Raw genomic sequence first — 21614 nt, 5'->3', positions numbered from 1 at the left:
GAGGGGGTACGGCACGCCGTACCCCCTCCGCGGCACCTTTTTTACTCCTTTTGATCCATGCTCACCGGCCCGGGACCCAGTCCGAAGACCACCAAAAGCCCGCCGAGGATGGCGAGGTTTTTCATGAAGTGAATCATTTGCATTTGGCGGTCTGCCCCTTCCAGTGCCCAGAAGTTATGGAAGATGAGGGTCGTGGGGATCAGGAACACAATTAAAAGCAAGGCGCCAACGCGAGCTTTAAACCCCAAAAGCAGCGAAAGCCCGCCAGCCAGCTCCAGGACGATGGCGGCGGTGAGGAACAGCGGGACCAGCGGCATGCCCTTACTCTCCATGTAGCCCGCGGTGCCGGAAAAGTTAAGGATTTTGTTGATCCCCGAGGTGATAAAGATGAGGGACAACAAAAGCCTGCCCAAGGGTGGAGAAAAACGGTTGATCGTGTCCATCATGGTCCTCCCTCCTTTGGCCCGTTTTGGGCCGTGGTTTGAGCCACATCCAAGAGCCGAGAGTTAAGCCTTTCCAAAAACATTTTGAGTGTTTCCGGGCGCGCTGAAAAAATCGCGTATTGCCCCTGGCGCCGTACGTTCACAAGCTGGGCCCGCTCCAGGATGCCCACGTGGTGCGAAACCGTGGACTGCCCGATGGGGAAAAGGCGAGCGAGCTCGCCGCAGGTGATTTCCCCGGCACGGGTGATGGCTTCGAGGATCGCCAACCGCCGCGGGTCGGCGATGGCCTTGGCCACCTGGAGGAAGAGCCGCTCGTCCATCGTCCCCCATTCTACGACGTATTGACAAACATCGCAAGGCCTTTTTGGATTGAGAGAAAGGAGGGCGCCTCAGGCGGCACGCTGGTGGCTGAGCACGTGCTGGAAAGAGAAGCCCTGCACCGGTCCTTAGCTGGCGGATTCGCGTAACCCAAGGGTGCAAACCCCAACAGGACCGGCCCGGGCAGGATGCTCTCGCCTGCAGCCGTTGAGAAAACACCGGTAGGTCCCCAGGGGTCACCGCCGAAGCCGCATTTGGCAAGCACCTTCCAGTTGCTCTTTTCGCGTCGCTCTTGCGCCGGTGACCGACCCCGAGAATTTCCAGGTTTTTTCGCCTCCCGGGCGGCCGGAGGGCGCTCTGGGTTTTTTTGGGGCATATTCTGAAGCGAGGCGTCACGAGAGTTGCGATGAAGCGACAGTACTTCGGGGATGTGAACGACTACCTCACTTACGGCGTGTTGCGCTGTGTGCTGCGGGCCGGCGGCTTCAAGCTCCTGGTGGTGTGGATGCTCACGGACGACGAGCCCAAAGGGACAGGCCAGCGGCGGCAGTATTTGGCGCAACCTGAAAAATGGCAGGTCTTTGATCCGGAGCTGTTTGATGCCTTGCGGGACATGACTGCCCGGGCGACCGAGGAGGGCCTAACCCTTTTCGAACACAGCGGCCTTTTGGGCAAGACCCGTTTCTTTTCCTTGCCGGTTCCGGTGGACGTGGGGGCTCGGAAGGTCTGGTTCCAAAGACTGCAAGCCGCAGCACACGGTTCCGATATGGTGTTTTTGGATCCCGACAACGGCCTGGAGATTCCCTCAGTGCCTTGGGGACGGCGGGGCTTTGAGCGCTACCTGTTTTGGCATGAAGTGGAGGCCCTCTGGTCCCAGGGGCTTTCGCTGGTGGTCTTCCAATACCTGCCCCGAAAACCCCGGATTTCCTACCTGCAAAGCCGCCTTTCTGCCTTGGGGGAGCATACCCCTGGGTCACAGGTGGCCGCGGTGTTCGGCTCTTTTGTGTCGTTCCTTTTTGCCTGGCAACCGCCCCATGCCCAGAAGTGGCCCCAAGTGGCCGAAGAGCTTCGCAAGCGCTGGCAGCCGGTGCTCCAGTTGGTTTCCGGCTCTTGCCAATGCTGACCTCCCACAAAAAACCCGGCGCGCCGCAGCGCGCCGGGTGGGATGTGAAAAAAGAGCTGCCGCTATTCCTTATGCCACTCCGGGAAGCGGCCGGGGGTGTGGGGTGCACCAGCTTTTTCCAGCTCCGATTCCAGCGCCGGCAAGTCGGTGGTGACCAGTTGCCGCAAGCCGCTTAGGAACTTTTCAAATTGGTTTGCAGCAATTTCGTAGCCCTGCTTTTGCGTGCCGGTAGCCGGGGCAGTCGCAGTGTAGAGGCTGGAGACGATGCGCACCACCCGATCGCGAATGCCCGGAAGGGTGGGTTCGTTGCGCCGGGCCATTTCCCGGTCGCCGAAAAGCTCCATGTCTAGCCGTAGGAGCTCAGCTTCCAGCTGGCGCAGGCGGGTGCCCCATTCGGGTTTGGCTGCCGGGGTGCGCTCGATGGCCACCTTCAAGCGCTTGATGCGCTCGCCGGTGTCGCGAACCACCTCGGAGGCGGCCAGCACCGCCCGCTGCAGCCGCTGGACCTTGCGGTGGAAGGCCAGCTCAGCTTGCTTGTCCTTGGCCTCCAGGGTGGCCTGGCCCAAGGGGATGACCTCAAACGAAACCGGTCCGGCCAGGAGGGTTTCCACCCCCCGCACGCGCTGGGAGAGACTCACCTGGTACGTACCCGGGGCCACCAGAGGCCCGAGCTCCCGGGGTTCCCAGGGGGCGGGCTCGTCCTGGGGCCTTTCGCCACGGATGGGGTGGGCGGGTGGAAAACGCAGGTCCCAGGTGACCCGGTGCATGCCCTTTTCCTTGCTGCCCTCCAGCCGGCGGATGACGTTGCCATCCGGGTCGCTGACGGTGAGGATGATGGTCGGTGGCTCCTCCTGCGCTTCGGCCCGCAGCTGCTCAGGGGTGGGGTAGGGTGGGGTTTTTCCTTGCTTTTCTGCTTCTTTTTCCGCTTTGTGGCGCTGTTCTTTGAGGGTGAGGAGCTCTTCCTTCAAAAAGTAAGTGAAGGTGGCGCCAAAGGGAGGGTTGGGGGCGGTGAAGAAGCTGTCCCCTTGGGAGCCTTTGCCACGGCTGCCGAGGGGGGTGCGCTCGATGTAGGCCCAGGCGGGTTTAACCGGGAACAGCAGCGCCGGTTTTTCCAGCTTTTCCCGGGTCAAACCCCGCAGGGGCGTGTAGTCGTCCAGCACGTAAAAGCCGCGGCCAAAGGTGGCCAGCACCAAATCGTTTTCCCGTTCCTGAATGGCAATGTCGCGCACGGCAATGGTGGGGATGCCGCCGGTGAGCTTGACCCAGTTTTGGCCGGCGTTGGCGCTGAAGAACACGCCAAACTCGGTGCCGGCAAACAGCAGGTTGGGATCCTTGGGGTCCTCCACGATGCTGTACACCACGTGGTTAGCCGGCAAGTTGCCAGCGATGTTTTCCCAGGTTTTGCCCAGGTCCCGGGAGCGGTACAGGTACGGTGTGAAGTCCCCCATCTTGTGGTTGTCGAAGGCAGCGTAAAGGGTGTGGCGGTCAAAGTGGGAGGGTTCCAGGTCAGCAACGTAGGTGCGCTCGGGCACCTGACCCACTTTTTCGATTTTTTGCCAGGTTTTGCCACCGTCTTCAGTGATTTGAATGAGGCCATCGTCGGTGCCCACGAACAGCAGCCCTTCTTTGAGGGGCGATTCCGCAAGCGCCACGATGTTGCCGTAAAAGGAGGTGGAGGCATTCTTTGCTACCGCATCGGCTGGCCAAACCTTACCCATCACCGGCAGCTGGTTGCGGTCAATTTGCCGGGTAAGGTCGCCGGAAATGGGCACCCAGCTGTCCCCACGGTCGTCGGAGCGGTACACCCTTTGCGAGGCAAAGTAAAGCCGCTTGGGGTTGTGGGGGGAAATGATGAGCGGGGAGTCCCAGTTCCAGCGGTTGGGGGGATCCCCCGGGCCCTCCTGGGGCTGGATGTCCACCTCCTCGCCGCTGCGCCGGTCGTAGCGCACCAGCCCCCCATACTGGGATTCGCTGTAGAGGATGTTGGGGTCTTCGGGATCCACCCGGGTGACGAAGCCGTCGCCACCGGTGGTGACGAACCAATCGCTGTTGACGATGCCGGAAGCCGAGGTGGTGCGGGAAGGCCCGCCTAGGGTGTTGTTGTCCTGGGTGCCGCCGTACACGAAGTAAAACGGCTTGGAGTTGTCCACGGTCACCCGGTAAAACTGGGTCACCGGCAGGTTGGGCTTGAAATGCCAGGTGGCCCCGCGGTCCCAGGTTTCGTAAAGGCCGCCATCGCAGCCCACCAGCCAGTGGGCGGTGTCGGTGGGATCAATCCACATGGCGTGGTTGTCCACGTGCTTGGTTTTTTCCCCCACGCGCCGGAAAGTCTTGCCGCCATCGGTGGAAACGTGCAGCCAGGTGTCCATGGCGTACACGGTGTTTTCGTCCTTGGGATCGCAGGTGAGCTCGTTGTAGTACTGCCCCGAGGAGGTGTGGTAATCCGAGCGCTTTTCCCAGGATTCCCCGCGGTTGGTGGAGCGGAAAACCCCGGATTTGCCGTTGGCGGCCTCCACAATGGCGTAAATCACGTCAGGGTTGGCGGGAGAAACGCAAAGCCCAATGCGCCCCTTGTCCTCCTTGGGCAGACCTTTTTCGATCTTGCGCCAGGTTTTGCCGGCATCTTCTGATTTGTAAATCGTGGACTCTGGCCCTCCGTTGATGAGAGTCCAGACGTGCCGCCGCCGCTGATAGGAGGTGGCGTACAGCACATCGGGGTTGCGGGGATCCATCCACACTTCGTTGATGCCGGTGTTTTCGGACACGTGGAGGATGCGGTTCCAGGTCTTGCCGCCGTCGGTGGTTTTGTAAAGACCCCGGTCGCCGCCGGCAGCCCACAGGGGCCCCTGGGCGGCCACGAACACCACGTTTGAATCGCGAGGATCAATCACGATGCGTCCAATGTGCTCGGATTTTTCCAGGCCCACACGCTGCCAGCTCTGGCCGTCGTCCCGCGAAACGTATACCCCATCCCCCCAGCTCACCGAGCGCTGGCTGTTGTTTTCGCCGGTTCCCACCCAAACGGTGTGGGGGTTTTGGGGGTCCAGGGCCACGCAGCCAATGGAGTAGGACTTTTCCTTGTCAAAGACCGGAGTGAAGGTGACGCCGCCGTTTTCGGTTTTCCAGACGCCACCCGAACACACCGCCAGGAAGTAGCGCTTGGGGTTTTGGGGATCCACGGCAATATCGCAAATGCGCCCGGAAGCCACCGCCGGCCCCAAAGCCCGAAACTCCAGCCCCGCAAAGTTTTCCTCGTTCCACACCGGGTCTTTGGGGGTTTCGGCTTTCTTTTCGCTGGCCTGGGCAAACCCCACCGCCAGCATGACCACAGCAACCTTAATCCAACGCATAGCGCCCTCCTCGGGGATGAACCCCTGCCTTCTTACGTAAGGATCACGCGGCGGTTTTGCAGCGTGTTAAAAAAGGCGGTCGGGCGGCCGATCGCTTTTGGTCTGTACCTCGTGGCACTGCGGAGCCCTTAAGGGTACAGCCTTTGGCCGGAATCGGGAGCAAAGAGGCAGAGGTTTTCCGGGGAAAAGGTCAACTTCAGCGTATCGCCTGGCCGAGGTCGGGCGTCAGCCGGCAAAAGCACCGTGGCCCAGGTTTGGCCCACGTACCCCCCCACCTGAACCGTGGGACCCAAAAGCTCCACCACCGCTACGCCCAGCGCCAAAGCTGGCTCCTCCGCGGAAGTCGGACGCCAGTGCTCGGGGCGAATGCCGGCGGTGCAGGCCTCCCCAGGGTGCAAAGGCAAAACCGCTTGTGGGAGAGGGAAAAAGGTTTCGGCAATAACAAGCCCGCCGGCTTGGACGGTGGCGGGAAAGAGGTTCATGGGTGGGCTGCCAATGAAGGTGGCCACGAAGGTATCGGCTGGCAAGCGGTACACCTCCAAAGGTGGCCCCACCTGGAGGATGCGTCCCTCCTTCATGACCGCCACCCGGTGGCCCAAGGTCATGGCTTCCACCTGGTCGTGGGTGACGTACAGGGTGGTGGTGCCCAACCGCTGCTGCAGACGGGCCAGCTCCGCGCGGGTTTGCACCCGCAGCTTTGCGTCAATGTTGGAAAGGGGCTCGTCGAAGAGGAAAACCGCAGGCTTGCGCACCATGGCGCGACCCAGCGCCACCCGCTGCCGCTGGCCGCCGGAAAGCTGGCGGGGAAGGGAATTCAAGAGGTGGCCAATGTCCAGCACCTCCGCCACCTCCTGCACCAAGCGCTGGCGCTCCGGTCTCGGTAAGCGCCGCATTTTTAAAGGGAACTCCAGGTTTTCCGCCACCGTCATGTGCGGGTAAAGCGCGTAGTTTTGGAAAACCATGGCCACGTCCCGCTGGCCTGGGGGCAATGAGGTGACGTCTTTTCCATCCACCAAAATGCGACCGGTGGAGGGCTCTTCCAGCCCCGCCACCAGCCGCAAAACTGTGGTCTTGCCGCACCCCGAAGGCCCCACCAACACCAGGAATTCCCCGGTAGCCACCTGCAGGTCCAGGGGCGCAATGACGGTTTTCTCCCCAAACCGCTTGGAGACCCCGCACAGCTCCACGCTCATGTCTGAATCTCCTCTTCCGGGAGGAGCACTTCCAAGGACAGGGGCCCCTCCACCTCGGGAGGGACAAGGTTGTCCTCAAGCGGCTTGCCTTCAAGCAGTACCTGGGTTCTTGCTACTCCCGGTTGCCGGTGCATGGTGATGGACAACGGAGCCCCGCGAAACTGGCGGAGCACCTGAACCTTCGACCACGAGCTAGGAAGGCAGGGGTCTACCTGCAAGCCATCCCACGTGGGCCGCACGCCCAAGACCCATTCGCTGACCACCCGGTGGAACCAGGCGGCGGAGCCGGTGTACCAGCTCCAGCCTGCCCGCCCCAAAAGCGGCGAAGGGGGACCATCTACATTGCCGGGGAGCACGTAAGGTTCGGCCCAGGAGCGCCGCGGGTCTTTGAGCGCCGGGTTCAACGTTCGCAAGAGGTAAGCCACCGCTTCATGATCCCGCATCTTGCAGGCCGCGGCCAGGGCCCAGGTGGAGGCGTGGGTGTAAACCCCGCCGTTTTCCCGCACTCCCGGGGCGTACCGGGTGATGTAGCCAATGGCGGGGTTAGGCTGGGTGTAGGCAGGGGTCAGAAGCAGGGCGCCAATGGGCGAAAATAGATGCTCCTTGACGGCACGCCAGCATTTCTCCTGTCTTTCCCGGGAGGTGCTTTCCGCCAGGATGGCCCAGGATTGCGCGTTGAGGAAGATGCGGCCTTCGGAGTTGTGGTGGCTGCCGATGAGGCTGCCATCATCGAGGCTGGCCCGCCAAAACCATTCGCCGTCCCAGGCGTGCTGGTTGATGGCCGCAATTAACTGGTTTCGTTTTTCCTGGAAACTCGATGCCTTTTCGTGCTCCCCCAGCTCCCGGAAGATGCGGCTCCACTCTTGGGTCAGGAGCACCAGAAAATGGGCGAGCCACACCGATTCCCCCCGTCCCTGCAAGCCGCAGGCGGAAAGCCCGTCGTTCCAATCCCCACAGCCAATGAGCGGCAACCCCCGGGGAGAAAAACGGGAGAACGCCAGGGCAAAGGCCCGTTCAATGTGGTCCGTGAGGGTTTTGGCTTCGGCATCCAGGAAAGGGACTTCTTGCTCAAGGATGGAGAAATCCCCGGTTTCCTTGAGGTAGTTGGCGGTGACAAAAGCCAGCCACAGGTAGTCATCGGAATACCGGCTGGGGAGGCCCTCTTCGGTGAGCGGGTGCCACCAGTGGTAGGCGGAGCCGTCGGCAAACTGGTGGGCGGCGTGGAGCAGGATTTGCTCCCGGGTGCGCTGGGGTTCCAGGGGGAGAAAAACCTGGGCGTCCTGCAGCTGGTCACGAAAGCCAAAAGCGCCGGATTGCTGGTAATAGCCACAGCGGGCCCACAGCCTTCCGGCAATGGCCTGGTAGCGGGACCACCAGTTGAGCACTGCGTTGAGAGAGTCGTCAGGGGTGTTAATGCTGTGGCGGCCAAGCAGCTCATCCCAAAAGCGGTGGGTTTCCTCCAGGGCCTTTTGCACCTCCTCCGGGTTTGCCAAGCGCTGCCATGTTTCCACGGCTTCTTTTCGGCTTTTTCCTGCCGCCAGGACGAAAACCAAGGTGGCCTTTTCGTACGGAGCCAGGGCCACAGGGTACCGGAGGGCCGCCACCGGATCCCAGTGGCGGCCAAAGGCCGGCTCCCATTGGGCGTCCTGCAGCGCCAGGGGATGCCGGAGGGAACCCCCCGGGCCGAAGAACAGGGCCTTATCGCCCTGGGCGTGAGCTGGCGGCCGATCGGCCCCGAACGCCGCCACAAACGGGTAGCTGGTGTTCCAATGCCCAAAGCGGCGGGAGCCCACGTCCCACATGTGGTTTTTCGCTAAAACAAGCCCCGAATCCGGCAGGAACTGGGTTTCCAGGAAAAGCTTGGAAAACTCCCGGCGAGGCGAGGGTGCCACCCCGCAGTTCCACTCCAAAAACGCTGTGAGCTCCAGCTCCTGGGGTGAAGGCCCCAGGTTTTCCAGTTCCACCAGCCAAAGCTCGGCGGTTTCCCGGGGATGGGCCAACAGCGTCCAGGACCACGCCACGTTTCCCTTTTTTCCCAAGAACGTGGTGGAGCCCAGGCGGTGGATGCATCGGTAGGAATCCAGCGGAGCCCAAGTGGGGGCCGGCGAAAGGGAGCAAAGCTCTCCCGTGGCCGGGATGAACAGGTAGAGGAACTTCCCCGAGGTGTCGTCGGCCAAATCCTGCTGCCAGCGGGTGAGCACCGAAAGCTGCGAGTTTTCCACAAAGGTAAAACCCGAGCCCGTGTGGCTCACCACCAAACCAAAGTGGGGGTTGGCCAGCACGTTGACCCATGGACGGGGGAGGTGCACGTGCGTTACGTAAAACTCCCGGCCGTCGGCTGAAAACTCGCCAAAGGGGTTGTCTTTGAAATCGTTCAGGAAAAATTGCCGCGGATCATTCATGGGTTTGCTCCCAACCTCGCTTTATACTTGGCTCATGGGTCAAGGTTTTCCCAAGGATTTCCTGCTCGGGGTTGCCACGTCGGCTTACCAAATCGAGGGTTCCCCTTTGGCCGACGGTGCCGGTCCCAGCAACTGGCACGTTTGGTGCCAGCAGCCAGGGCGCATTTTTGAAGGGCACACCGGCGAGGTGGCCTGTGATCACTACCGCCGGTACCGGGAAGACGTGGCGCTCATGGCGCAGTTGGGGGTTGAAGCGTACCGCTTTTCCGTGGCCTGGAGCCGGGTTTTGCCTGAAGGCGTTGGCGCGGTCAACCCCAGGGGCCTGGATTTTTACCAGCGGTTGGTGGACGCGCTCCTCAAAGCCGGCATCGGGCCCATGGTGACCCTGTTCCACTGGGACTTGCCGCAAGCTCTGGCCGAGCGCGGGGGATGGGCGAACCCCGACACCGCGAAGTACTTTGCCGACTACTCTGCGGTGGTGTTTCGAGCTTTGCAGGATCGGGTTTCCCTTTGGGCCACCATTAACGAACCGTGGGTGGTGATGGACGCCGGTTACGTCCACGGGGTTCATCCTCCAGGTTTGCGAGATCCTAAGCTGGCACTGTGGGTGGCCCACCACTTGCTTTTGGGTCATAGCCTGGCAGTGCAGCAGGGCCGGGCGCTGGGTGTGGGGCAAGTGGGTTTGGTGGTGAACCTGGAACCCAAGGCGGCTGCTTCGGAAGCCGACCGCCAGGCCCAGGAGCGGGCCCACGCCTACCAAAACCAGTGGTTTTTGGACCCGCTGTTTTTTGGCCGCTATCCACCCCAAGCGGAGGAAGCTTGGGGTCCGTTTTGGGAGGAACTGGACGCTTCCCCTTTGAGCCAGGGCAAGCCGGATTTTGTGGGCATCAACTACTACACCCGGGGGGTGGTTGGCCATGACCCCGGCGCTCCCCCACCCTTTGTGCGTCGCCTTTCGCCACCCCCGGAGCGCAGCACCGCCATGGGCTGGGAGGTGTACCCCCAGGGTTTGGCGGAAGCGGTGCTGTGGGTGCAGGAACGCTACGGGGCCCTTCCCCTTTACATCACCGAAAACGGCGCGGCCTTCCCGGATCCCGAACCGCAGCAAGGGCGGGTGCGAGATCCGCAGCGGGTGGCCTACCTCCGGGAGCACTTGCAGGTGGTGGCTGGGCTTCTGGCCCAGGGGGTAAACCTCAAGGGCTACTTCGTGTGGTCTTTTCTGGACAACTTCGAGTGGAGCTTTGGCTTTTCCAAGCGTTTTGGCTTGGTTTTTGTGGATTTTGCCACGCAAAAGCGAACGGTGAAGGATTCCGGCTGGTTTTACCGGGACGTCCTTGCCAGCCGCGGGGCGAACTTGACCGGCTAACGCCACAGCACCACCTCCGCCGGTAAGGAGGCAAGGAAAACCCCTTGCGGTTGCACGTCTGCCGGTAAGCCATTTACCGTGGCTCGACGGGTGAAGGGCCAGGCCAGCCAAACCCCTTTTGGTGGGTTATCCCCCTTCAGCCAAAACACCACCCGATCCGCTGCCCCCCGGGCCCGGAGGCCAAAGCTTCCCCAGGGAGTGCGGAGGCCCTCCAGCCGAACTTCCGAACTTTCGGCGAGCCATGGCTGAGGGACTCCGGCAGCCACCACCAGCTGGTCTCCCTGGGAAAACGCCAGAAGGTCCAAAACGGCCCGCACGAACTCGGCCCCTACCCAGCCGTGGGGCATGTCCCCCACAAACCGGGGCTCCCGGGGGTTTTCGGTGACGACCTCGGGAAAGCCGTTCCAGCCGGCAGGGCGGGTATCTGCGGCGATCTTTTGTAGCAGCGCTGCCGCCTGTTCCCGCATGCCCAGGCGAACCAGGGCGCTTGCAATGCGCGCCTCGTAAGGGGTGTAGGTGCGGGGGCCTTGCGCTTCCTTTAAGTAGCGCTCAAAGGTTTCCCGCAACGGCAGGGAGCTCAGGAGCTCCGTGAGTTCCAAAGGCGACAAAGCAATGGCGGACGACGCGGGGTCAAAATCCGCCAGATCGGCGCTGGCCGGCAGGTAGGCGAGCTTTTCTTCGGCCACCACCCGGGCCAGCGAGCGCACCAGCTCCTGGGCAAACTCCTGGCTTACAGCGTGCCAGCGCGGGGCCTCGGCACTCTGGCCCAAAAGCTGGGCCAGGAAGGCCATGTCCTGAAAGCCCCGCAGCGCCCAAAAGTCATCCCAGTAGGAGTGAACCGGGTTGGCGGCGTAGCCTTCGTGGCTGATGGAAGGAGGGAGAAGCCCAAAAAAACGGGCCTTTTCCAGCAAGGCGAACGCTTGCGTGCGGTTTTGCTGGCGCAGGCTGTTGGCGTAGTCCGCTGCTTTCACCAGCTGTGGCCAAAAGGTTTGCGCGAGCTCTTTCCGTCCGGAAAAGCGGGTGAACTCCGCCACGAGAAAGACCAGCTCCCCAAAGGAGTCGTGCTCCGCCACTGGATCCGCTCCCCGGCTGTCCCAGCAGCAAGGTACCTTGCCGTTGGGAAACTGCAGGGGGATGAAAAAGCGCAGGAACTCCTCCACTTCCTGGAAATAGCCCAAGCGCAGCAAAACCCAGCCCATGAGCGCCGCATCCCGGATCCACACCCGGGCGTAGCTGCGGGGGCCGGGCATGAGCGCTGGCCCCTGGCGCAGGAGGTGGATGTAGGCCACGTTCGTTTTTACCAGCGCCGGTAACGCCCCGGCGGTCTGGGGTAACCGCAGGTCGAAGCCGGCGAGCTGGGAAGACCAAAGCTCTTCGGGGTTGGAGGTGACAGCGGCCGTTGTCTGTGGCACGAGCTCCACGGCCACATCGAAGCTTCGGGATTGCCCTGCTTGCAAATCCAGCGCAAAAACCAAAGCGCCGGAAGCAAGTCCGTGCGGATCATCCACCGGGCCTTGTGGTGGCAACCTGTGGTTTTCGAGGTACCTCGCAATTTCCCCGGTGGCAAACGGCACCCCGTGAAAAGAAAAGCCCCCGTCGGCTGGCCGCACCTTCCAGCTCTGGTTCACGGTCACTGCGTTTCCCTGCTTTTCCAGCCTGGTCACGGAACCCACCAGGCGGGGCAGGTTCAAGCTATGCCAAGGGGGTGTCACCCGCCAGGGGCGCAGCAGCCAAAAAAAACGCCCGGAAAGGGGCTGCCGGGCGTGAAGCCGAGCTTTAATTTCCAAAAGGCCCCCGTTCAGGTACCGCGGGGAAAGCTCCAGGGTGAAGGAAGGGTGGCTCCAGGTGAGGGTGGGCAAAGGCAAAAAGCCTTTGGCCAAGCTGCGGGTGGTGGTTACGTCCGCCCAAGTCACCAGGCGGTCGTTCACCTCAACCATGGGCTCCAGGGTGATGCCGGTGTTTCCCAGCTCCACAGCCCCATCCTCGGAAAAAAGCCCCACCGGGCCTGAAGGCAGACCAAAAGCTGTGAAGTAAACCTGTTCCTGCAAAAAGCCCCGTGGCAAAAGCCCCCGCTGGGAAAAGCCTGCTAAGCGCTGAGCCGCGGCCACCGGACCAAAGCTTGCCCCTTCCCACATGACCTCGGCCACATGCAGGGGTTGCTTCCCCTTGAAAACCAGCCGCAGGTGGGAAAGCTCTTGGGCAGGCCAAAACCAGGTGGTCACTGGCCCCACCCCGGGAGCTCCTTGCGCCAGGGTCTGCCATTCCCCTCCTTTTTGTACCTCCACCATTAGCCATTGCGGGCGCTCCGGGCCACGCCAGAGCACCGTGACCCCGGCCACCGGCTGGGGGTGGCTGTGAAACTCCAGCATCTGCTCGTCAGCTCGTTGCGGCTGCCAGTAGGTTTTGGCGTCCCCGTCCAAAACCAGCTGGGGAGGGTGATCCGCTACCTGCGAGCTGGCGGCCACGCTGGGCGGGATCGGGGTGGGCTCCGGGGGCAAAGGGGCCAGCTCAGCACGCTCCAGGCAAAGCCTTCCGGCACCTCCTTGCTGGGCGGACAGCACCACCTCCAACCCCGAGAGGTGTTTGAGGGCGGCGTCAGGCCGGGGGCCCCAGGCAAAGGAAAAGTCCCGGCGGTGGAGGGAAAGCTCCACCCCGGCAGGGCTAGGCTGGTAGTCCGGGGTCACGTGCCAAAACACGTTGGCCCCGGAAACCAGCTTCACTTCCAAGCGGTTGGGCAAGCCTTCCCCGGAAAGCCGCAGCCTGAGGACAAAGTTGTCTGGCAGCTGGAGATCGGCATCCTGTTTGACCCCCACCCAACCGCCAAAGCCCTTGAAGTCGTAACGTAAAACCACCGGACAGGTGGCGGTTTGACTGAGCTGAGAAATGACCCCGTCAGATGCCACCGGCTGCCACAGGGTGGGCAGAAAGTTATGGAGGACCATTGCCAACGCTAGGCCCAGGGTCATTCCTTCAAGCCTCCCATAGTCAACCCCCGCACGTAGTAGCGTTGCAGGAAAGCGAACAGCACCAGCACCGGCGCCATGGTGAGCACGGCCCCGGCCATCATCAGCTCGGTGTCCTGGGTGTGCTCCCCGGAAAGCGTGGCCAGCGCCACCGGTAAGGTGTAAAGCTCATCGTCGCTCAGCACCACTAAAGGCCAGAGGAAGTCGTTCCAGGTGCCGATGAAGGTGAAAGCCGCCAGAGTCACCAGGATGGGGCGCATGAGCGGTAAGGCCACGCTGGTGAAAATCCGGGCTTCCGAAGCGCCATCCAGCCGGGCAGCATCCAGGAGCTCCTGGGGCAGGGAAAGGGTGTACTGCCGGACCAGGAAAATCCCAAACACCGAAGCTAAACCGGGCACCACCACACCCAAGAGCGTGTTGGTCAACCCCAGCCCCCGCAGAAGGAGGAACAGCGGCACCATGGCCACCTGTCCCGGGACCAGCAACAACAGGAGCAAGCCGGCAAAGAGCTTGTCCCGCCCGCGAAAACGCAAGCGTGCAAAGGCGTAACCCGCCAGGGCGTTGACCAAAACTGCCCCCACCGTGGCCCCGGTGGCCACCACCAGCGAGTTGCCAAAGGCGCGGGTAAGCTGCAGTCGCTTTCCAAGCTGGTGGTACTGCTGCAGGGAGGGTTTTTGCGGCAAAAGCGGCGGGGGCTCCCTTTGTGATTCGCCGGTTTCCATGAGCGAGACCAAAACCATCCAAACCAGCGGGGTGAGGATAGCCAGGGCCAAAAGAACCAGGAAAACGTGCAGCGCGACGCGAGGGATCAGGTTTCTCATGCCTTTTTCCTCTGCACCAGCCACAGCACCGTGCTGGCCGCGGCAATGATGAGGGTCAGCACCACCGCCACCGCCGCGGCGTAACCCAAGTTCCACCAGCGGAAGCCCTCTTTGTACATGTGCAAAACCAGGGAAAGCGTGGCGTTGTTGGGCCCACCTCCGCCGGTCATGACGTAGGGCTCGGCAAAGAGCTGGAAGTAGCCAATGACGGTGGTAAGCGAAACGAAAAGCAGGGTGGGACGCAACCCCGGCAAGGTCACGTGCCAAAAGATGCGAACCGCTGAAGCACCGTCCAGCTTGGCAGCTTCGTAAAGACTTTCCGGGATCGTACCCAAACCCGCCAATAACACCACCATGTTGGCCCCAAAGTTTTTCCAGGTGGCTAAAAGGATGATGGCCAAAAGCGCGTAGCGGGGATCCCCCAACCAAAACACCGGGCTTACCCCAAAAAGGCCCAACACCCGGTTGAGCAAGCCAAAGTCCGGGTGGTACAGATAGCGGAACACCACCGCTGCCGCCACCAGGGTCATTACCACCGGGGCAAAGTAAACCGTGCGAAAGAAACTGGGCCATACGGTAAGGCGGCTGGCCAAAGCCAGAGCAGAAGCCAACGCCAAGAGGATGGACAGGATTCCTCCGAGCAAAACAAAAACGGCAGTGTTTTTCAAGGCTTGCCAAAAAAGCGGGTTACCCGCCAGCTGGGAGTAGTTGGCAAAGGCCACAAAGCGCACGGTGGTTAGGTCACCAATGCCGTAGATGTCAAAGTCCGTAAGCGAAAGGGCCAAGCCCACCACCACCGGCAGCACAAAGAAAAGGCCAACAAGCAGCAAGGCTGGGGCCACAAACAACCAACCAGCTTGGTGCTCTTTCATGGTTTTCTCCGCGCTAAAAGCCATCGGCGCTTTTCCAGCATCCAGGAAGCCTCCTGATCCATCTGCTGAGCCACTTGCTGTGCCGAAGCTTGGCCGCGGATGCCGCTTTCCACCACTTCCCAGAGCCTCTGCATTAAGCGCTCGGATTCCGGCAAAAGCGGCAGCGGGCGAACGCGGTGGAGCTGCTGCCAGAAGGCTTGGGCCTGGGGATCCTGGTGCAGCTCGGGGTACTCCCAGGCGGCAAGCTGCGAAGGCAGGTCTCCGGTTTCCTGGAAAAAACGCCTCTGCACCGGCGGCTGGCTCAAATACGCCAAAAGCCGCACCGCCAGCTCTTTTTTGGAAGAGCGCCGGAAAACCACCAGCGAGGAGCCACCGGCCAGGGAAACGCCGGGGTAAGCGTTTTCCTGCGGTGCCGGCAGGGGGGCCGTGCTCCAGGACACCGAAGGTGGCATGCGGCGGCGGAACTCTCCCAGGTTCCAAGGACCGGTGATGTACATGGCATACCACCCGTCGGCAAAGCGCTGGTAGTAGTTGCCCACCTGGGCGTTGCCCAACACCGGGGCCAGGCCTTCGTGGAAGAGGCCCAGGTAAAACTCCAAGGCTTGGGTGAAGCTCGCTTCGGAAAACTTGGGCTCAGCCTTCGGGCTCACCAGGGTGGCACCCTGCTGCATGGCCAGGATCACCAGCTGCGCCCACTCGTCGGTGGGCAGGTAAATGGCAAAGGGGCAGAGGCCCTTTTGCTTCAAAGCCCGCATGGCCTTACGCCAGCTCTCCCAGGTCTTGGGTGGGGCGATAAAGCCAGCAGCGGCCAGGAGGTCCTGGCGGTAAAACAACACCCGGGTGTCCACGTACCAGGGGATGCCCCACACCACCCCCTCTACCACGTTGGTTTCCCAAATGCCCGGGAAGAAGTTTTTTGAACTCAAAACCGGAAAGCGGGGAAGCCACGGATCCAAAGGCTCCAGCACCTTGAGGGCGGCCAGCTCAGGAATCCAGGTGTTGCCCACCTGCGCCACATCGGGGGTGCTGCGCCCCACGATGGCGGTGAGCAGCTTTTCATGGGCGGCGGTAAAGGGGATTTGCTGCAGCCGCACGCGGACGCCGGGGTTTTCCCTTTCAAATTCCTGCAGGATTGGGCCGACAGCTTCCCCTTCCCTGCCCAGGGCCCAAAAGGTCAACACCGACGGGTCCTCTTTCCCGGTGCAGGCGGCCGCCAAAAGGGCCACTGCCAGCCACGCCGATCTCATGGTGCGTCCAGCCAGCCGCCGGTAAATCCGGCTTTTTTCAGCCCTTCCCGCAAAACCGGATCGCCGCGCATGAGCCGCCAGACCAGCTCCGAGCGGTAGTTTTCAATCATGATCACCATGGGCCCCTGGTCAATGCCCAGGTAATCGGTGTCGAACCACCCCACGTCCGGGACCACCCGCCCGTGGCGCACGGGCACCTGGGTAAACCGGAAGGTAGGGTTAAAAGCGTCCAGAAAACCGTAAGCTCCCCAAAGCCAGGGCCGGTAGCGCCGGTACAACGCTTCGGTAGCGGGCACCACCACTTCCGGGGCAAAGGGCAGGGAGCTCACCACCGCCGTGGGGCAAAGCGTTCCGTCATCCCGCACTTCGGTGTGGGAGGCCCCCCGGGCGGCGTAGGTGTAAAACCGCACTTGCCGACCGTTCACCTCCATCGTGACATCTGCGGGGCCATCGCAGGCGGAAAGGCCCCAAATGTTCTTGCTGTAATCTTGAAAGCCTTCGGGGTTGGCTTGGGCGTAGGCCCTTTGCGCAAGCACCGCCCGGCGGGAGTTTTCAAAGTAATCAATGCCTTTTTCGCGCATGAAGCCGTCGTAAATCCCACGGAAATCCACCCACAAATGGGAGTACTGGTGACCAAACAGCGGGGCAAAACCCACGTGCTCAAAACCGTAGAAGCTACCCCACCGGTAGGAGCTGGTCCACGCTTGCCAGGCCTCGGGGGCTACTGAATAGGTGGGGGACCCCAAGGCCAAAAGGTACACCACCATGGCTTCGTTGTACCCCCACCAATCGGCAGATAAAAAACCGGTTTCCGGTTTCCACCCCATGGCAATGCGAGGGGGCCGTGGTTGCATCCAACGCCAATCGGTGGCGTTGGTGAGTTGCTCCGCCAGCGTGCGGATTTCCGCTTCTTCCGGGGTGTCCTCTCGGAAGTAGCGGGCAGCAAAGCGAACGCCCATGAGCAAAAGCGCCGTGTCCACCGAAGAAAGCTCCACGGTGCCAAAGCGGGTGCCGCTTTTCATGTCCAAGAAGTGGTAGAAAAAGCCCTTGTAGCCAATGGTCCCGGAGCTTTCAGGGCCTTGCGGTCCATGGGCAAAGAAACGCAGGGTGGTTAAGGTGCGATCCCGGGCTTGGTCACGGGTGATCCAGCCCCGTTCCACCCCTATGGGGTAGCAGGTCAGGGCAAATCCTACGGCAGCAATGCTGGCAAAGGAAGGGGTGGGCCAGCGATCGGGAACCAGGCCGGTGGTGGGATCCGCAGTTTCCCAAAAGTAAAGGAAGGCCCGCCTCTGGACTTCTGCTAAAAGCGGGGAAAGCTGCACCGGCTGCAAGCGCCGATGTATCCCTCGGTCGGACGGATCGGTGGGTACCGCACAGGAGGCCAAGAGCAAAAGGCAAAGGGCTTGCCGCCGCAGGATCCCCATGGTTCAAGGATAGGGGAGGGCCCGGGCGGGCCCTCCCCTCCTTCTCCTAGAAGCTTACCCGCACACCAACCTGATAGCGCCGCGGGTTGAACTGGCACTCGCCCTTGCCGAAGGACGGGTTGCTTTCCCCGGCCGGCGGGATGAAGCCGGTACCCCAACCGGGGCACCCCTCGTTCACGTAGTTGAAGACGTTAAAGGCTTCCCCGGAAACGCCGAACCTCACCCCACCCACGCTGGGGCTCTCCCAGTCCAGCCGCAAATCCAGCGAGCGGTAGACCCACTCCTTGATGCCCAAGAAGCTGCGCTTTTCAAACCGGCCATCGCCAAAGCGAACCTTGAAGTTGTTCCACCCGGCGGAAGCATCGTAAATCGTGAACGGCGTACCGGAGCCCAAGGTGAGGATGCTGGAAAGACGGAAACCCCAAGGTAAGCCCACAGTACCGCTAGCCACCAAGCGGTGGCGCTCGTCGAAGTCTGCCGGATGCCAGTCGAAATCCTGAGGGGCTACGTAATCGAGGGCAAAGATGACCCCATCTGTGCCGGGGCCAAAGGCCTTGGCTTTGCCGTAGGTGTACGCAACGTTGGCACCCCAACGGGAGTCGGCAGTGTAGGGCTTGTCGAGAGTCAGGTAGAGGGCATCGTACTTGCTCTTGCGAGCCGTGGTGGTCTTGAAGGCGCGGGCGTAGCCCGGAATGGGGATTTGTCCGCTCCAGCGGTCGTTAAAGGTGGTGCCCGGCGGCAGGTCGGCGAAGATCCAAGCCATGAGGTTGTAGGTGCGGATCCCGGCGTAGGAGGCCCCTACCAGCCAGGAGCCCAGCTGCTGGCGCAAGCCCAGGGTCCACTGATCACTGCGGGGCGGTTTCATATCGTTGGCCACTAAGAACACCTCCGGACCCGGAGCTTGGCCCGAGCTGATGATTCCGGCAAGGCCTTCGGGTGTGGCGTACTCGGGCCGCCAGGGAATTGGGTTGGAGCACGCCCCTTCCACAAAGCAGAAGGTGTAGATCTTGTAGCTGTGGCGGTACTTTTCGTCAAAGATGTCGTTGAGCGCCACGCGATCGTAGTATTTGCCCCACCCGCCAAAAACAACAGTGGTGCCGTGACCGGAAGCATCCCAGGAAAAACCAAGCCGCGGCTGAATCATGCCTTTGTACGAGTCCCGTTTGGTGCCGTCAGTGGTGAAGCGGTTAAAGTCGAGAATTTCGTTCAAGCACCAGGTGGTTTTCCCACCTACGGGCTGGGAGTACGTGCGGCAAGCGTTTTGCATGGCGGAGAGCAGGCCGCTGGGGGTCTTCCACTTGTTGTTGAGCATGTTGGTCTCGTAGTCCCAGCGCAGACCCAGCGACAGCGTAAACGTCGGGCTCATGCGCCAATCGTCTTGCAGGTACACGCCGTACTGGTTGTTGCTAAAGGCCAACTTGGGGTCCCCAAAGCCCAGGCGGGCCAAGACCGGGTACTGCCAGTGCTCGGCTTCTCGGTACTCGTAGTAGCCGTTGGGGAACAGGGTCTTGATGATCGTGTAGTCCATGAAGTTGGCCGAAACGCCGGCCTTGGCGGTGTGCTCCCCACGGTAGGAGAAGTACGTGGTGAAGTCCTCGCGCAGGGTATAGCGGGTTTGCTTGAAGTCCTGGGAGGCGTCCTTGCTGCCGACGTCCAGAAGGCCAATGTAGTTTTGCCGAGGGGTGGAGCCAAAGGCCGAGGGGAACCACCGCAGTTCCTGCCAGGTGCCGGTGAGCTCGTTGAAGCTTTGGCTCCCCACCACCGCCGACCACTTCGTAACTAACGAGTCGCTGGTAATGCGGAAGCGCTCAGCGCCCTCCTCCACCCTTTGTCCGCCAAAGCCCCGCCGTTCGTCTTCGTCGCGGCTGTAATAGGAAACATCCACGGTGGAGCCAAGGTTGGGCTGCCAGGAAAGCTTGCCAAAGTAAAGGTTGGATTCATAAGGTGCTTTGACGTTTCCGGTGGCGTACTGGGACAAGCGGTTCTTCAGCTCCGGGGGCACGTTGGGGCTGTCCCAGAGCGGCCCGTGGAACACCTGGTTGAAGCGGTCTTGATCGTTTCGCTCATAAGCGAAAAAGAAGTGGAGCTTATCCTTGGTGATGGGTCCGCCCAGACTCAGGCCCCCCAACTGCCGCTTGTAATCCGGCTTGGAAAGCCCGCGTTCTTTGGAAAGCTTGTCCAAGGTCACCATGTCCTTGTCTTGATAGTAGAAAAAGGCATCGCCGCTGAAGGTATTGCCTCCCGATTTGGTGATAGCGGTGATCACCGCTGATGCCGATTTCTCGTATTCTGCTTTGTAGTTTTGGGTGAGGACTTGAAACTCCTGCACGGCATTTTGGGGGAATGGGTTACCCTTGGAGGCATCCTGCATGAAGGCGCCCCCTTCCATCATGTCGTTCTTGTAGGAAACCCCATCGATGAACGCGTTCACCTGTTTGGCGGAGGAAGCGCCGGCGCGGAAGTAACGGGACGAGTCCTCCCGGGGATCGACGTACACCCCCGGTGCCAGGGCGGCAAAGTTAATAAAGTTACGCTCTCGTTGAGGCAGGTAAACCAGCTGGTCGGGGCTGATGTTGGTGGCAATTTCCGGGCTTTTGATGTCAATGATCTTGCTGCCCACCACCGTAACTTCCTCCACAAAGAGCTGATCCACGGTGAGGCGGAAGTTGGCGGTGGCGGTTTGACCTAAGAGCACCTCCAAGGTTTGGCTTTCCGGTTTCATGCCGGACAAGCTGACCGTAACCTCGTACTTCCCCGGGGGCAAATTGGCCAGGAGAAACGTGCCGTTTTCCTTGGTCACGGCCCGGAAGGTAAAGCCCGAGGCTAAGTTCTTGGCCTCCACCGTAGCACCGGGCAAGGGCAGTCCCTGCTCGTCGCTCACCTTCCCGGCAAGGGAAGCGGTGGTGACCTGGGCCAACGCTGGACCGGCAAGGACCAGCGGTAGCACCAACGTAAGGGCTAGGGTTGCGCGTTTCATACGTCTCCTCCTTTCTTTGCGGGACCTAGGGATTCCCGCGGAACTGCTCGGAAATGGTCGGCCACGGACCTCACGGTTGCTCCTTGGGTGGCGCTGTGCTGCGCCGCACCACCAAGCGGGTGGGAAGTAGCACGCGTTGGGGCTGGGGGTGAGGTGGGCTTGCCGCCACCAGCTCCACTGCCTTCCGTCCCAACTCCTCCGCTCCTGCTGCCACCGTGGTGAGCGGCGGGTTCACCAGGCGGGCCAGGGGGATGTCGTCAAAGCCCACCAGGGAGATTTCTTCGGGCACGGCAACGCCAAGCTCGGCTAAGCGCAGCAGCAAGCCAATGGCGCTGGCGTCGTTGGCGGCAAAAATGGCTGTGGGTCGGGGCTTTTGCGCCAAAAAAAGAGGCGCGGCTTCGTAGCCGCGCCCTTCCGTGAAATCGCCGGGGAGTTCCACGGCGACCGCGCCTGGCGTTTGGCGAATCACCGAGAGGAAGGCGTGTCGCCGGGCCTGGGCATCGAGGTTGGTTTCGGGTCCTTGAAGGTGCCCGATGACTCGGTGGCCGAGGCTCACCAGATGACGCACCGCGGCTTCCGTTCCGGCCACGTTGTCCAAAGCCAGCGAGGGGTGGTGCGGGTCCTCGGCCCCCCCCAAAAGGACCACAGAGGTGCCTTCAGGAATCGCCGAAAGGAGTCCATCCCTGTGCACTTCCGGCCACATGAGCACGATGCCGTCAACCCGCCCGCGGGTGGCACGGAGGGTTTTCCTCACCTCTGCCGATTCGCCGTGAAACCCAGAAACCAAGAGGTGAAACCCAAACTCGCGGGCAGCAAGCTCGGCGCCTTTGAGCAGCTGGGAGTAAAAATCGCCGGACACCTCCGGGAGGATGAAGGCCACGGTGTTGGTCCGCCGTCGCACTAAGCTGCGGGCGGCCTCGTGAGGGGTATAACCCAAAGCGGCTACCGCGGCGAGAACCCGTCTTTTCTTTTCTTCGCTCACTAAAGCTGAGTTGTTCAGGACCCTTGAGACGGTAGCAAGTGACACGCCAGCACGCGCAGCGACATCCCGGATAGTAGGCTCCCGGCGCTGAGGAGGGCGACCGGTGCGGGCTTTGGGGCGTTGGGCCACGGCG

At 61.7% G+C, this 21614-nt stretch carries 14 protein-coding genes; 2 read left to right on the top strand and 12 right to left on the bottom strand.

Annotation, left to right across the window (positions count from 1 at the left end):
* Positions 1-41 precede the first annotated feature (41 nt).
* Entirely contained in the window at positions 42-446 is a 405-nt protein-coding gene (locus EG19_RS05145; RefSeq protein WP_053334924.1) for a DoxX family protein, read from the bottom strand.
* Positions 443-763 carry an ArsR/SmtB family transcription factor gene (locus EG19_RS05140; protein WP_053334923.1) on the bottom strand — a complete coding sequence of 107 codons (321 nt, stop codon included), beginning with the start codon at positions 761-763 and terminating at the stop codon, positions 443-445. The genes EG19_RS05145 and EG19_RS05140 overlap by 4 nt, the downstream gene beginning before the upstream one ends.
* A gap of 404 nt (positions 764-1167) precedes the next feature.
* On the opposite strand from EG19_RS05140, the gene EG19_RS05135 reads away from it, so the two are divergent.
* Entirely contained in the window at positions 1168-1884 is a 717-nt protein-coding gene (locus EG19_RS05135) for a hypothetical protein (protein ID WP_038048228.1), read from the top strand.
* A 62-nt stretch (positions 1885-1946) separates the two neighbouring features.
* On the opposite strand, the gene EG19_RS05130 is transcribed toward EG19_RS05135, so the two are convergent.
* From EG19_RS05130 to EG19_RS05120, 3 genes are all read right to left on the bottom strand, one after another.
* Positions 1947-5234, bottom strand: coding sequence for a VPS10 domain-containing protein (locus EG19_RS05130; RefSeq protein ID WP_038048227.1), 3288 nt, complete (start codon positions 5232-5234; stop codon positions 1947-1949).
* A 128-nt stretch (positions 5235-5362) separates the two neighbouring features.
* On the bottom strand, positions 5363-6427 hold the full coding sequence (locus EG19_RS05125) for an ABC transporter ATP-binding protein (protein ID WP_038048225.1): 1065 nt from the start codon (positions 6425-6427) through the stop codon (positions 5363-5365).
* Entirely contained in the window at positions 6424-8829 is a 2406-nt protein-coding gene (locus tag EG19_RS05120; protein ID WP_053334922.1) for a GH36-type glycosyl hydrolase domain-containing protein, read from the bottom strand. Before EG19_RS05120 ends, EG19_RS05125 begins: the two co-directional genes overlap by 4 nt.
* A gap of 34 nt (positions 8830-8863) precedes the next feature.
* Here EG19_RS05120 and EG19_RS05115 point away from each other — a divergent pair, with 34 nt between their 5' ends.
* Positions 8864-10195 carry a GH1 family beta-glucosidase gene (locus EG19_RS05115; RefSeq protein ID WP_038048317.1) on the top strand — a complete coding sequence of 444 codons (1332 nt, stop codon included), beginning with the start codon at positions 8864-8866 and terminating at the stop codon, positions 10193-10195.
* On the opposite strand, the gene EG19_RS05110 is transcribed toward EG19_RS05115, so the two are convergent.
* The 7 genes from EG19_RS05110 to EG19_RS05080 form a co-directional block, all read right to left on the bottom strand.
* Complete coding sequence (locus EG19_RS05110; protein WP_038048223.1) at positions 10192-13161, bottom strand: discoidin domain-containing protein; 2970 nt, start codon at positions 13159-13161, stop codon at positions 10192-10194. The two genes, EG19_RS05115 and EG19_RS05110, sit on opposite strands and share 4 nt — an antisense overlap.
* The gene (locus EG19_RS05105) at positions 13158-13979 is read right to left on the bottom strand and encodes a carbohydrate ABC transporter permease (protein ID WP_053334921.1); all 822 of its coding nucleotides are present in this window, start codon (positions 13977-13979) and stop codon (positions 13158-13160) included. The genes EG19_RS05110 and EG19_RS05105 overlap by 4 nt, the downstream gene beginning before the upstream one ends.
* A complete protein-coding gene (locus tag EG19_RS05100) occupies positions 13976-14851 on the bottom strand; it encodes a carbohydrate ABC transporter permease (RefSeq protein WP_038048221.1) in 876 nt (291 codons plus the stop codon). Before EG19_RS05100 ends, EG19_RS05105 begins: the two co-directional genes overlap by 4 nt.
* The gene (locus EG19_RS05095) at positions 14848-16098 is read right to left on the bottom strand and encodes an extracellular solute-binding protein (protein ID WP_038048219.1); all 1251 of its coding nucleotides are present in this window, start codon (positions 16096-16098) and stop codon (positions 14848-14850) included. The genes EG19_RS05100 and EG19_RS05095 overlap by 4 nt, the downstream gene beginning before the upstream one ends.
* Positions 16095-17522: a glucoamylase family protein gene (locus EG19_RS05090; RefSeq protein WP_053334920.1), complete on the bottom strand. Its 1428-nt coding sequence runs from the start codon at positions 17520-17522 to the stop codon at positions 16095-16097. Before EG19_RS05090 ends, EG19_RS05095 begins: the two co-directional genes overlap by 4 nt.
* A gap of 46 nt (positions 17523-17568) precedes the next feature.
* A complete protein-coding gene (locus EG19_RS05085; protein ID WP_038048217.1) occupies positions 17569-20499 on the bottom strand; it encodes a TonB-dependent receptor in 2931 nt (976 codons plus the stop codon).
* A gap of 70 nt (positions 20500-20569) precedes the next feature.
* The gene (locus EG19_RS05080) at positions 20570-21610 is read right to left on the bottom strand and encodes a LacI family DNA-binding transcriptional regulator (RefSeq protein ID WP_081799934.1); all 1041 of its coding nucleotides are present in this window, start codon (positions 21608-21610) and stop codon (positions 20570-20572) included.
* Between the last annotated feature and the right edge of the window lie 4 nt (positions 21611-21614).

The sequence above is a fragment of the Thermoanaerobaculum aquaticum genome, from assembly GCF_000687145.1.
GTDB classification, from domain to species: Bacteria; Acidobacteriota; Thermoanaerobaculia; order Thermoanaerobaculales; family Thermoanaerobaculaceae; genus Thermoanaerobaculum; species Thermoanaerobaculum aquaticum.
Note: the sequence above shows the minus strand (reverse complement) of the source record. Positions and strands in the feature narration are given on the sequence as shown.